The sequence below is a fragment of the Sphingomonas sp. DC4900 genome (assembly GCF_049896485.1).
Classification (GTDB): Bacteria; Pseudomonadota; Alphaproteobacteria; order Sphingomonadales; family Sphingomonadaceae; genus Sphingomonas; species Sphingomonas aquatilis.
Genome location: NZ_JAFCUK010000003.1, coordinates 404,475 through 417,963 on the forward strand (window position 1 = coordinate 404,475; position 13,489 = coordinate 417,963).

At 65.8% G+C, this 13,489-nt stretch carries 9 protein-coding genes; 3 read left to right on the top strand and 6 right to left on the bottom strand.

Translation table 11 applies throughout. The features are described 5' to 3' along the window. Positions 1–277: 277 nt before the first annotated feature. Together dnaG and rpoD are read left to right on the top strand one after the other, a co-directional pair. A complete protein-coding gene (gene dnaG, locus ACP690_RS06420) occupies positions 278–2,158 on the top strand; it encodes a DNA primase (RefSeq protein ID WP_426260314.1) in 1,881 nt (626 codons plus the stop codon). Beyond that, positions 2,158–4,194 carry an RNA polymerase sigma factor RpoD gene (rpoD, locus tag ACP690_RS06425; protein ID WP_426260313.1) on the top strand — a complete coding sequence of 679 codons (2,037 nt, stop codon included), beginning with the start codon at positions 2,158–2,160 and terminating at the stop codon, positions 4,192–4,194. Before dnaG ends, rpoD begins: the two co-directional genes overlap by 1 nt. 183 nt (positions 4,195–4,377) lie before the next feature. Here rpoD and ACP690_RS06430 read toward each other — a convergent pair whose 3' ends face one another. From ACP690_RS06430 to ACP690_RS06450, 5 genes are all read right to left on the bottom strand, one after another. Continuing rightward, a complete protein-coding gene (locus tag ACP690_RS06430; protein WP_426260312.1) occupies positions 4,378–4,692 on the bottom strand; it encodes a cytochrome o ubiquinol oxidase subunit IV in 315 nt (104 codons plus the stop codon). Next, a complete protein-coding gene (locus tag ACP690_RS06435) occupies positions 4,689–5,315 on the bottom strand; it encodes a cytochrome c oxidase subunit 3 (RefSeq protein WP_426260311.1) in 627 nt (208 codons plus the stop codon). Before ACP690_RS06435 ends, ACP690_RS06430 begins: the two co-directional genes overlap by 4 nt. Beyond that, positions 5,312–7,411: a cbb3-type cytochrome c oxidase subunit I gene (locus ACP690_RS06440; protein WP_426260310.1), complete on the bottom strand. Its 2,100-nt coding sequence runs from the start codon at positions 7,409–7,411 to the stop codon at positions 5,312–5,314. Before ACP690_RS06440 ends, ACP690_RS06435 begins: the two co-directional genes overlap by 4 nt. Then, positions 7,408–8,274 carry a cytochrome ubiquinol oxidase subunit II gene (locus ACP690_RS06445; protein WP_426260309.1) on the bottom strand — a complete coding sequence of 289 codons (867 nt, stop codon included), beginning with the start codon at positions 8,272–8,274 and terminating at the stop codon, positions 7,408–7,410. Before ACP690_RS06445 ends, ACP690_RS06440 begins: the two co-directional genes overlap by 4 nt. A 107-nt stretch (positions 8,275–8,381) precedes the next feature. Next, positions 8,382–10,859, bottom strand: coding sequence for a glycoside hydrolase family 3 N-terminal domain-containing protein (locus ACP690_RS06450; protein ID WP_426260308.1), 2,478 nt, complete (start codon positions 10,857–10,859; stop codon positions 8,382–8,384). Between the two features lie 188 nt (positions 10,860–11,047). On the opposite strand from ACP690_RS06450, the gene ACP690_RS06455 reads away from it, so the two are divergent. After that, entirely contained in the window at positions 11,048–13,120 is a 2,073-nt protein-coding gene (locus ACP690_RS06455; protein WP_426260307.1) for a TonB-dependent siderophore receptor, read from the top strand. 18 nt (positions 13,121–13,138) lie between these two features. Here ACP690_RS06455 and ACP690_RS06460 read toward each other — a convergent pair. After that, positions 13,139–13,489: SDR family oxidoreductase (locus ACP690_RS06460; RefSeq protein WP_426260306.1), on the bottom strand; the 351-nt coding region annotated here is incomplete at its 5' end.

Genomic DNA, 13,489 nt, shown 5'->3' on the forward strand with positions numbered 1-13,489 from the left:
TTCTTCTGCGACTGAAAGCGGGACCCCGGATCAAGTCCGGGGTGACGAGCATAGGAAACGCCCTGTCCTACACGGAACAAACCGTGTATAGAGCACCTCGCTCTTTGCCATCGTCCACCCGACCCGCGCTCCCGGGCGCGAACGGCCATTCCCGCGGCCCGCTCGCACAGGGCCGCATTCCGGACATTACATACCGTCCACTTCGTCCACTTCCGCGCGCCTCTGGCATCGGCGCATTGCCTAAACACCCCCCGTCGGGCATAGTAGAATCGCACGCATGAGCCTGTCCCCGCAGTTCCTCGACGAGCTTCGCGCCCGTACGTCGCTGTCGGCGCTGATCGGCAAGACGACCAAGCTCACCAAGGCCGGCCGCGAGATGCGCGGCTGCTGCCCGTTCCACAACGAAAAGACGCCCAGCTTCTACGTCAACGACGACAAGGGCTTCTACCACTGCTTCGGCTGCTCGGCGCACGGCGATGCGATTCGGTGGATGACCGATCAGCGCGGCCTGCCCTTCATCGATGCGGTGAAGGAACTGGCGCAGGCCGCCGGCATGGAGATGCCCGCGCAGGACCGTCGCGCCGCTGCCAAGGCCGAACGCGCCAAGGGCCTGCATGACGCGATGGCCGACGCCGCGTCGTGGTTCACCGAACAGCTGAACGGCATCGGCGGCGCCGAAGCCCGCGCCGTCCTCGCCAAGCGCGGCATCACCCCTGATACCGCCCGGACCTTCGGCATGGGCTTTTCCCCCGACAGCCGCGGCAAGCTGAAGACCGCGCTGAAGGACTATGGCGACCCGGCGCTCGTCGAATGCGGCCTGCTGATCCAGGTCGAGGGGAAGGACCCGTACGACCGCTTCCGCGGCCGCCTGATGATCCCGATCCGCGACGCCCGAGGCCGGACGATCGCGTTCGGCGGCCGCGTGATCGGCGACGGCGAGCCCAAGTACCTCAACTCGCCCGACACGCCGCTCTTCGACAAGGGCCGAACGCTCTACAACCTCGACCGCGCCGCTCCCGCTGCGCGCAAGGCAAACCGCGTGCTGGTGGTCGAAGGCTATATGGATGTCATCGCGCTCAGCCAGGCGGGCATCCACGAAGCCGTCGCCCCGCTCGGCACCGCGCTGACCGAAGCGCAGCTCGAACGGCTGTGGCGCATGGTCGACGTGCCGATCCTCTGCTTCGACGGCGACAGCGCCGGGCAGAAGGCGGCGTTGCGGGCCGCGAACCGCGCCCTCCCCATGCTCGCGCCCGGCCGCAGCCTGTCCTTCGTCACCCTGCCCCAGGGGCAGGACCCCGACGATCTGGTAAAGGCTGGCGGCGCCGCCGCGATGGAGGCATTGCTCGGCCAGCCCCAGCCGCTGGTCGACCGCCTGTGGCAGAGCGAGGTCGCCGCCGGCCCGCTCGACACGCCCGAACAGCGCGCCGGCCTGAAGCAACGGCTCGCCGATCTCGCCGCGACGATCGCCGACGTGTCGGTGCGCAAGGAATATGAAAGCGACTTCCGCAATCGCTTCTACGAACATTTCGCGCCCAAACGCCGCGCCTTCACCCCCAACGCGCCGCGCCCCCAGGGCAAGCGTGGTGCGGACGGCCAGTGGAAACAGCCGATCGCCCCGCCGACCGAGGATGTGAAGGCGTTCCACGCCGCCGGCATCGATCGCGTGCTCGCCAAGGCGGTACTCGCCGGCCTGATCCGCCATCCGGTGGAGATCGCCCGGCATATGGAGGTGCTCGGCAGCCTCAAGCTGGTCGACGGCGCGCTCGGCCGCTTGTTCGAAGCGGTCGTCGATGTCGCGCTCGAGGATCAGGCGCTTGATAGCGCGCGTCTGCGCACCATATTGGCGCGGAGTGGGTTCGATACGATCGCCAGCGATCTGTTGAGGGCCGACACGATGCCCTATTCGTTCACGCAAAGCGGCGGCGACGTCAGCCGCGCCCGGGCCGATCTTGACGAGGCGATCGCCATTCTGGTGGCCCGCCCCGAAGTCGACCTGGCCCTGCACGAGGCGACCGTCTCGATGCAGGCGCATTTCACCGATGCGGCGTTCGAACGACAAGTGGCATTGGTGAAAGAGAAACAGGCGTTGGAGCTTCGACTTGCAAATCTCGTGCAAGCGAACGAAGACGCCCGAGCGTTTGGTTCCGAGGACAATTGATGGCGAAGCTTAACGGTAACGGTGGTGACGACGGTAGCGATGGGGCCGATGCACCGCTGATCGACCTGAACGATGCCGACATCAAAAAGCTGATCGCGCGCGCCAAGAAGCGCGGGTACATCACCTACGACCAGCTGAACGAGGCGCTGCCGCAGGACCAGATGTCCTCCGACCAGCTCGAAGATATCATGGCCGCCCTCAACGAGATGGGCGTCAATATCGTCGAGAATGAGGAAGCCGGCGAGGACGGTGACGAGAAGGAAGCGTCCGAAGAGGACGAGGCCGAGGTCACCGAGGTCGACGGCGATGGCACCGCCGCGCCTGCGCTCGAAACCAAGAAGAAGGAAACCGTCGACCGGACCGACGATCCGGTCCGCATGTACCTGCGCGAAATGGGCGCGGTCGAACTGCTCAGCCGCGAAGGCGAAATCGCCATCGCCAAGCGGATCGAGGCCGGTCGGGACACGATGATCCTGGGCCTGTGCGAATCGCCGATCACCTTCAACGCCATCATCGACTGGTCGACGCAGCTCAACGAAGGCACGATGCAGCTGCGCGAGATCCTCGATCTCGACGCGATGCTGTCGAAGGGTCCGTCGGCCGAGCAGGTCGAGGGCGCCGAGGACGACGACACCGGCGAGATCAGCGAAAAGACCGCCGGCGCCAGCTTCAAGGAAGAGGCCGAGCCCGAGGAATCGTCCGCGGACGACGAGGACGAGGACGGCAGCCCGCGCCCGCCGCGTCCCAGCGACGACGAGGAGGAGGACAACACCCTCAGCCTCGCGCAGATGGAAGAGACGCTCAAGCCGCAGGCGCTCGAGCGGTTCGCCAACATCACTGCGCTGTACAAGAAGTTCAGCAAGATCCAGCAGGCGCGCCTCGATGCGATGCAGGCGGGTGGCGAACTGTCGGCAGCGGACGAGCGCAAGTATCAGAAGCTGCGCGAAGAGCTGACCGCCGAGGTCGAGAGCGTCCAGTTCCACAACGCCAAGATCGAATATCTCGTCGACCAGCTCTATGCCTTCAACCGGCGCCTCACCGCGCTGGGCGGCCAGATGCTGCGCCTCGCCGAACGCCACAAGGTCAGCCGCAAGGACTTCCTCGACCGCTATGTCGGCCACGAGACCGACGACACGTGGCTGCAATCGGTCGCGAAGCTCGACAAGAAGTGGGGCAATTTCGCCGCCAACGAGGAAGCCGCGGTCGATCGCATCCGCGGTGAGATCAGCGAGATTTCGCAGCAGACCGGCATGGCGCTCGGCGAATTCCGCCGTATCGTCAACATGGTGCAGAAGGCGGAGCGCGAGGCGCGCATCGCCAAGAAGGAGATGGTCGAGGCGAACCTGCGCCTCGTGATCTCGATCGCCAAAAAGTATACGAACCGTGGCCTTCAGTTCCTGGACCTCATCCAGGAGGGCAACATCGGCCTGATGAAGGCGGTCGATAAGTTCGAATATCGCCGCGGTTACAAATTCTCGACCTATGCGACCTGGTGGATCCGCCAGGCGATCACGCGTTCGATCGCCGATCAGGCGCGCACGATCCGCATCCCGGTCCATATGATCGAGACGATCAACAAGCTGGTCCGCACCAGCCGCCAGTTCCTCCACGAGCAGGGCCGCGAGCCCACGCCCGAGGAAATGGCGGAGCGCCTGAGCATGCCGCTCGAAAAGGTGCGCAAGGTGATGAAGATCGCCAAGGAGCCGATCTCCCTCGAAACGCCGATCGGCGACGAGGAAGACAGCCACCTGGGCGACTTCATCGAGGACAAGAACGCCGTCATCCCGGTCGATGCCGCGATCCAGGCGAACCTCAAGGAAACGGTCACCCGCGTCCTCGCCTCGCTCACTCCGCGCGAAGAACGCGTGCTGCGCATGCGCTTCGGCATCGGCATGAACACCGACCACACGCTGGAAGAGGTCGGCCAGCAGTTCTCGGTGACGCGCGAACGTATCCGCCAGATCGAAGCCAAGGCGCTGCGCAAGCTCAAGCACCCCAGCCGCAGCCGCAAGATGCGCTCGTTCCTGGATCAGTAAGGATAGTGAGGTAGGAGATAAACCCTACCTCCGCGCTATTGAGGAGGCGGGTAACCCTTCCCCCGTTCGCCCTGAGCCTGTCGAAGGGCGGGTCTCCACAAGCACCGTACCCGCTTATGGAACCTCGTACTTCGACAGGCTCAGTACGAACGGGAGTATGTTGGTCGGGGCGCGGGGCGGCCCCTACCCCATCCGCCCCCTCAGGTTGAACAGGATCACCAGCGTCCCGCTCGCCATCAGCGCGATGATCAGCGCGGTGAACAGGATCAGCTGCAGGTCGTGCCGCGACGACCGCTTCAGCCCGATGTGGAGGAAGCAGCGGAACTGCACCACCATCTGCACGAACCCCAGCGCCAGCACGATCCCGAACGTCGTCCGGCTGACAAAGCTCGGCCAGCGCACCGCAACGAATGCGGCGACGGTCAGCGCCAGCGACCCCGCATAGCCGATCGCATAGGTCCGTAGCGCCGCCGCCCGCCCCTTGGCCGGATCGCTCATCGGATCGCCCCCGGCAGATAGACGAGGCTGAAGATCGCGATCCAGACGATGTCGATCAGGTGCCAGAACAGCCCCAGCCGCAGCAGATTGACCCGCACCCTGGCATCGCAACCGTAAGCCAATATCTGCCCGATCATCACCACCAGCCAGAAGCTGCCCAGCGCGACATGCAACCCATGCAGTCCGACGAGGGCGAAGAAGGACGACAGGAAGCCGCTCCGGGTCGGAACGGCGCCATGAGCGAACATTGTCGCAAAGTCGTTCGCCTCCAGCGCCAGGAAGCTCAGCCCCAGCCCCAATGTCGCGACCAGCCAGCCGATCAGCACGCGCCGCGGCTCGCGCCAGGTCATGGCGACACTCGCCCGGCCGAAGGTCGCGCTGCTGGTCAGCAGCAACAGCGTTTCAACGAAGGTCGGCAGCAGCTTGAATTCGGACGCCGGCGTCGGCCCGCCGATGGTGTTGGCGACCATCGTGCCATAGGTCGCGAACAGCAACGCGAAGAGCACGGCGTCGCTCATCAGGAACAGCCAAAATCCGAAGATCGCCGTCTCCGCCCGCTCCGTGTCCAACCCCTCGCTCTTGCCGAGCGGCAGGCCGACATGCGCCAGTTCGGGATCGCTCATGCCTTGATCTCCGCCCGACCGCGGTTGGCGTCGCTCATTTCCGTCTGCCGCGGCGTCGGCGATGTCGCATGAACCAACGCGAGCCAGGCATCATGCTCCGCCGCGACCTGCCGCGCCGGGATACTCCGGTGCTGCCCCCGCCCGAAGCTGCGCAACACCACCGCCGCGACGATCAGCTCGACGCCCACCACCGCCAGCCACCACATGCCCCATACCAGCCCGAACGCCGCCATCGCCGCGGACAGGCCGATCGCCATACCGCTCATGGCGTTGCGCGGCATGTCGATGGCCTCATAGCGTGCGGGCCGCCGGTACGGATCGGGCTTTGCCACATCGTGCTTGCGATCGTAGAACCAGTCCCGCCGATCGACCGGCGGCAGCACGGCAAAGTTATATGCCGGCGGCGGCGACGGGATCGCCCATTCCAGGCTCCGCCCGTCCCACGGATCGCCAGCCGGCACCCGGCGCGCGTCGCGGGTTCGGATACTGACCCACAATTGCACCCCCAGCGAGAGGAGCGCGGCGAGCAGCACGAACGCGCCGACGCAGGCGACATACAGCCACGGCCGGAAATCGGGTTCGAAGATCGAGCTCGTCCGCCGCGCCATCCCGCTCGCGCCGAGCACGTACAGCGGCATGAACGCGAGGTAGAAACCCACCACCCAACACACCACCGCAACCCGCCCCCAGCGTTCGTCGAGGCGGAACCCGAACGCCTTGGGGAACCAATAGGTGTAACCGGCGAGCATCCCGTACAGCAGCCCCGGGATCAGCATGTTGTGAAAGTGCGCGACGAGGAACAGCGTGTTGTGGACGAGGTAATCGAGCGGCGGCATCGCCAGCACGATCCCGGTCAGGCCGCCCAGCACGAACGTCATCATGAAGGCGATGGCATACACCATCGGCACGCTGAACCGCACCTCACCCCGAAACATCGTCCAGATCCAGTCGTAGATCTTCACGCCCGTCGGCACGCCGATCGTCATCGTCGCGATGCCGAACATCGCGTTGATCTCCGCCGATTGCCCCATGGTGAAGAAGTGGTGGACCCAGACGGTGAAGCTCAACACCGCGATCGCCATCGTCGCGATGACCAGCGAGGTATACCCGTACAGGTCCTTGCCGGAGAAGGTCGACACCACCTCCGAATAGACGCCGAAGGCAGGCAGGATCAGGATGTACACCTCCGGGTGGCCGAACAGCCAGAAGAGGTTGGCATAGTTCATCATGTTCCCGCCGAGGTCGTTGGTGAACATGTGGAAGCCCAGATACCGGTCGAGCGCGAGCAGGCCCGTCGCGACGGTCAGCGGCGGCAGCGCGAAGATCATCAGGATCGCGGTGCAGAGCGACGTCCAGCAGAACATTGGCATGCGCATCATGGTCATCCCCGGACAGCGCAGCTTGTACAGTGTGCAGGCGATGTTGATCCCCGCCATCGTCGAGCTGATCGACGACAGCGTCACCGCCCAGATCCAGTAATCGACGCCGACGCCGGGGCTGAATGCGCGCTCGGTGTAGGGCGGATAGCCGCTCCACCCGCCGGTCGAAAACTGTCCGACGACGAGGCTCGCCATCATCAGCCCCGCCGCCCCGATCGTCAGCCACAGCGCGATCGAATTGGCCCATGGGAAGGCCATGTCGCGCGCGCCGATCTGCAGCGGCATCACGTAATTAATCAGGCCGGTGAGGAACGGCATCGCCATGAAGAAGATCATGATCGACCCGTGCGTCGAAAATAGCTGGCCAAAATGGTCGGGCGACAGGAAACCCGGATCGCCAATCGCCACCGCCTGCTGCACGCGCATCAGCACCGCCTCGACCAGCGCGCGGGCGAGCATCACGAAGGCCGTGACGATGTACATGATGCCGATCTTCTTGTGGTCGAGGCTGGTCAGCCACTCCGTCCACAGCCGGCCCCACAGCCGATAGCGGGTCAGCAACACCACGACCGCAACGGCGCCGATCACGACCAGCCCGCCGGCCGCGGCACCGACGATCTCGCTCGCATTTGGATCCCGCCATGCCCGTACGAACGGCAGATCGGTCCAGGCGAACCGCCCCAGCAGCGCCGGGAAGACGGGGGACGCGGCGGTCATCGATGATCCTTCCTATGGCCGTGATCGCCCGCCTGGGCGACGACCCGGTCGAAGAGCTTCGGCGTCACACGGGAAAAGACGACCGGTCGCGCGATGACCGAACGCGCCGAAAGCCGCCGCCACGTCGCCGCATCGAGCGGGCGGTCGGCTGCCCGCGCCTGCGTCAACCAACGATCGTACGCGCCGACCGGAAGCGCCACCACGTCGAAGCGCTGATGTGCAAAGCCATCGCCATTGTATTGCGTGTTGGCGCCGCGAAAGGTGCCGGGGCGCGATGCCATGATGTGAAGCTGCGTCGTCATACCGGCCATTGCATAGACCTGCCCGGCGAGCTGGGGGATCATCAGCGATTGCATCACCGTACCGCTGGTCAGCCGGATACGCACCGGACGCCCGACGGGAATGGTCAGGCGATCGACCGAAGCGACGCCCTGCCCCGGATAGATAAACACCCATTTCCAATCGAGTGCGATCGCCTGCACCTCGACCGGTGACCCACCGGGGAGCGGCCGATAGGGGTCGTCGCGGATCGTATGGTGCCACAGCAGCACCGCCAGACCGATGACGATCGCCGTCGGCGGGATCCAGATCAGCGCCTCGACCGGCCAGGAGAAGGACCAGTTCGGGCGATAGGCATGGCGGGTGTTCGACAGCCGGTAGTGCCAGGCGAACAGCGGTACGAGCAGCAGCACCGGCCCGGCGACGAAGACGAGCACACAGGCGAGCACGACGAACAGATGCCGCTGATCCGCCGCGACCGGGCCGGCGGCGTTGACGAACCCGTGCGACAGCGCGGCACAGCCACTCGACGCCAGCACCAGCGCACCGCCGACCACCAGCCGCACGAGACCCTTTGTGCGCACGTCACCCCCTTCTCGATCCGGTCCCCATCGCCGGCATCCCATGTCGTCAGACGAATGCCCGACAAGCCGGTTCCCGCGCGATCAACGCGAGGACCGGCTGACTTGGTTCAGCGCGTGCCGCAGCTCACCGGCCCCGGCGGCGCGCTGGCGATGCGGATGCCCGAGACATCCATGCCGAGCCGCCCGGTGGTCGCGATCACCCAGGGGCGCTGCACCGCCCCCATCGTCGCCCCACCCTGCGCAAAGCAGCGCAGCGGCACGGCGATCTGCCGCCATTCGCCGACTTCGCCTTTCAGGGCACCGGTGATCGGCACGGTGCCGGCCGCCTTGCCCAGCACCCCCAGCGTTACCTCCGCGGAGGGCGCCTGCGTCACGCGATAGTCGACGATCAGGCTGAGATCGCCGTTCGTCTCGCGCGTCAGGTCGATCGGCGTCGCCTCGTCCAGATAGGTGCTGGCCGCACCAGTGCCGGCGAAGGTGAGACGCAGACTATCCTCCTGAGACGTGCGATCGACCCGGCTGAGCTGCACCGGTCCCTGCGTCTCCAGCCGCGCGCCCGGCACGATGCGCCCGCGCACGAACAAGGCATTCTGATCGGCCGCACCGCCCGCGGGTCTTGCCTCGCTCAATTGCGGCACCGTGGCGCCCTTCGCATAGGTCAGGCCATAGCCGAACGGGAACAGCGGATCGTAATTGGGATCGCGCCGGTTGAGCACATATTGGTCGAGCCGCTTGGGCCAAGAGAAGCTGAGCGTGCCATGGAAGTCGTTGCGCGGCTTGCCGTCGCGCCCTGCAATCAGCACGTCGGCGACGCCGCCGCCCTCGGTGCCGGGCAGGAAGGCCGCGACGAAGGCATCGGCCGCGTTCAACTCCGGGTTCACCCACAGCGGCCGCCCCGACAGGAACACCGCGACGACCGGAATGCCCGCCGCCTTCAGCCTCTTCAGCAGCGCAAGGTCGCTCTTGTCTTCGGGGCTGTATTCCAGCGTCGGGCGATCGCCCGTAAACTCAGCATAAGGCGTTTCGCCGAACACGACGATCGCAGCATCGGGCTTGGTTGTATACGCGCCATCGACCGCCAGCGTCGCCTTGCCGCCGCCCGCCCGCACCGCCTGATCGATCCCGCTCCAGATCGACTGGCCGTTCGGGAAGGCGGCATTGGTGACGCCCGTGCCCTGCCAGGTGATCGACCAGCCGCCCGACTGCTGGCCGATATTGTCCGCGCCGCGCCCGGCGACAAGGACATTGGCACTGGGCTTCAGCGGCAGCACGCCGCCGTTGTTCTTGAGCAGCACGAGCGATTCACGCACCGCCTGACGCGCGATCGCGCGATGCTCGGGTGAACCCAGCAGGTCGAACTTGCCCGCCATCGGCCGCGAGGAGGGCCGCCCGGCGTCGAACGTGCCCGCCAGCATCTTCACCCGCAGGATGCGCCGTACCGCATCGTCCAGCCGCGTGGCCGGGATCGTTCCGTCCTTCGCCTCGCGCAGCGTGTTCGCGTACAGCTCCTTCCACTTCGGGCCGGAATACATGAACATGTCGAGGCCCGCATTGATCGCTGCCGGACAATCCTCGTTGCTGCACCCCGGCACCTGGCCGTGCGCGTTCCAGTCGCCGATCGCGAAGCCGTCGAAGCCCATCCGCTGCTTCAGCACGCCGGTGAGCAGGCTTTTATTGCCGGTCATCTTGACGCCGTTCCAGCTGGAAAAACTCGGCATGACGGTCAGCGCGCCCGCGGCGAGGCCGCTTTTGTAACCCGCAGCATGCACGTCGCGCAGCACCTGTTCGCTGACGCGCGTATCGCCCTGATCGCGGCCGCCGGTGCCGCCATCGCCCAGGAAATGCTTCACCGAGGAAATGACATGGCCGGGCGCCATGAAGTCCTGACCGACCGCGCCCTGCAGCCCTTCGACCATCTGTCCGGCATAGGCCTGAACGATCTCCGGCTCTTCGGAATAGCTTTCGTAGGTTCGACCCCAGCGGTCGTCCTGCACTACCGCCACCGTCGGCGCGAAGCTCCAGTCGATGCCGGTCGCCGCGGTTTCCGCCGCGGTCGCGGCGCCGATACGCCGGATCAGCGCAGGGTCGCGCGTCGCGCCAAGGCCGATATTGTGCGGGAACAGCGTCGCGCCAACGATATTGTTGTCGCCATGCACCGCGTCGGTGCCCCAAATAATCGGCACGACCGGCCGCCCATCGCTGCGCTTCACCGATGCGTCGTAGAACGCGTCGAACAGCTTCAACCATTCCGCGGCAGGGGCAAATTCGTCGCTGTTCGGCGCCGAATTGCCGCCGTTCAGGACCGAACCGAGTTTGTACGTCTCGAGGTCCTTGGGTGTGATCGAGGCAATATCGACCTGGATCAGCTGGCCGACCTTATCCTCCACGCTCATCCGCTTCAGGATCGCGTCGACCCGCGCCTCGACCTTCGGATTGCGTTTCAGCTTCATCGGCAGCGTCGGCCACAGCTCGGGATGCGCGACGCCGGCAGAAGCCGCCTGCTGCGCCAGCCCCTCTCCTGTCACCATGCCGGCCGCCAGAGCGCTGGCGGCAACGATCATCGCCACGCTGCGGGAAAACGCCATTCAACCTCTCCTGATCCTGTCGGGCTGACTTGCCGGGCAGAGGCGAGCGCCGTCAACCGCTTAGGTCCACGCCGCATGGTTTCGCTATCATAAAACCATTGCCAGCAGTGGCACCCAGCTACCTTTCGAGACAATTGCATGCGATTCGCAATAGCGATATTCGCCCCGCCGTTACCAAAGGGGATTTCATGTCAGCTTTCGCATTGCTCGCCGGAACTGCGCTGGTCGCACTGACACCGGGCGCCGCCGCCACCGACGATACTACCGACGCCCAGCGTAAGGTCGCAGATGGCCAGTCGGGCGGGGATATCCTCGTCGAGGGCCGCGTGACCGAAGCGCAGGCGTCGACCAAAACCAACACGCCGGCGATCGAGGTGCCGCAGCCGGTCACGGTCATCCCGAGCGAGACCTATCTGTCGCAGGGCGCGATCAGCGTTGCCGATACGATGCGCTATGCGGCGGGCGTGCTGACCGACCTGTACGGCCGCGACACGCGCGTCGACACGTTCACGATCCGCGGCGTCAGCGCGCTCCAGTTTCGTGACGGCATGCGCGATATCTACAGCTATTACGTCAACATCGCGTCGGACCCGTACAATTTCTCGCGGGTCGAGGTGGTGCGCGGCCCCGCCTCGGTCCTGTTCGGACAGGGATCGATCGGCGGGCTCGTCAATCTCGTGTCGAAGACGCCGGTATTCACGAACACGGGCGAGGTGCAGCTGACCTATGGCAGCTTCGATCGCAAGGAGGTGCTGGCCGACCTCAACCTTGCGGCCGGCGACAAGCTGGCGGGGCGCATCGTCGCGCGGGTTCGCGATTCGGGCACCTATGTCGATCACGTTCCCGACGACCGGATCATGATCGCCCCTTCGGTCACCTGGCGCCCGGATGCGCGCACCGATGTGACGCTGCTCGGCCTCTACCAGCAGGACAAGACCGGATCGACGCTCAACTTCCTGCCGATCGTCGGCACGGTGCGCGACAATCGCGGGCGGCCGCCGCTCGATCCCTATCTCTTCGTCGGCAAGCCCGGCTGGGATCGGTATGACGGACGCATGTGGCAGGGGTCGGGGCTGCTGACCCACCGGTTCAGCGATGCGGTGAAGCTGAGTCTGAAGGCCCGCTACATCGACAGCCACCTCACCTATAACACCCATTATCCCGACAGTTATTCGAACCCGACGGATCCGTACGTGCCGGGCAGCGACGGCCGTCTGATCGGCGTTTACGCGGGATCCCAGCTCGGGCGGCTGAACGTCTTGTCGACGGACAATAACGTGCAGGCCCGCTTCAACACCGGCGCGCATATCGAGCACACATTGCTCGCGGGGGTCGATTACAGCTGGAACAAGGTCGGCATCACGTCCGCCTATGATTACCAGACGATCGACCTGTACAATATCGACTATGCCACGCTCGCGACGCCGGTCGCCACCGACCCCTATTCGCGCACGACTCAGTCTCAGCTGGGCCTGTACGCGCAGGATCAGTTGCGCTTCTACGATCGCGTGTCGCTCGTCCTCGGCGTCCGCCGCGATCATGTGATCGGCCACAGCGGCGCAACCCGCACGTCGGACAGCGCCACCACCTTCCGCGCCGGCATCATCGGCGAGGTCGCGGCGAACATCTCGCCCTTCTTCAGCTATACCGAAAGCTTCCAGCCGATCGCCGGGACCACCAGCGATGGCAGGCCGTTCCGCCCGCAGACCGGCACGCAATTCGAAGCGGGTGCCAAGTGGCAGCCGGGCCCGAACACGATGGTCACCGCCACCGCCTTCCGCATCAAGGAAAACGGCCGCCCGATCACCGGCCCCGGCATGCGCATCACGCAGACCGGCGAACTGTTGACGAAGGGGTTCGAGGTGGAAGCGACGCACAGCCTGCCCGGCCGGTTCGACCTGTCGCTCGCCTATGGCCACAACACGATCACCGGCGACGAGGAAGCGGCAGGATATTTCCCGCGCACCATCGCGTCGGCCTGGACGACGAAGAGCTTCGACGCAGCGCTCGGCACGCTGCGGCTGGGCGCGGGCGTGCGCTATGCCGGCCGGCAGGTGACGAGCGACGCCAATTGGTCGATCGTCACGCCGGCCCGCGCGATGGTCGATGCCCTCGCCGAGATCACGCGCGAACGGTGGCGGCTGTCGCTCAACGCAACCAACCTGTTCGACCGGCGGGGCTATGCATCATGCCTGGTCCGCGGCGATTGTTTCACCAACGCACCGCGCAACGTGATGCTGTCGCTGCGCTACGGCATCTGACGATACGGCTGGCGCGACCTAGCGCGCCAGCCACCCGCCATCGACGGCGAGGATATGGCCCTGGACATAGGCCGCAGCGTCGGAGGCGAGGAACACCGCCGCGCCGCCGAGGTCCGCGGCATCGCCCCAGCGTCCCGCCGGGATGCGATCGAGGATCGCGGCATTGCGCGCTTCGTCGGCTTGCAGCGCGGCGGTGTTGTTGGTCGCGATGTAACCCGGCGCGATCGCGTTCACGCTCAGCCCATGCTTTGCCCATTCGTTGGCGAGCAGCTTGGTGAGGCCGCCGATCCCCGACTTCGACGCGGTATAGCTCGGCACGCGGATGCCGCCCTGGAAGGTCAGCATCGAGGCGATGTTGATGATCCGCCC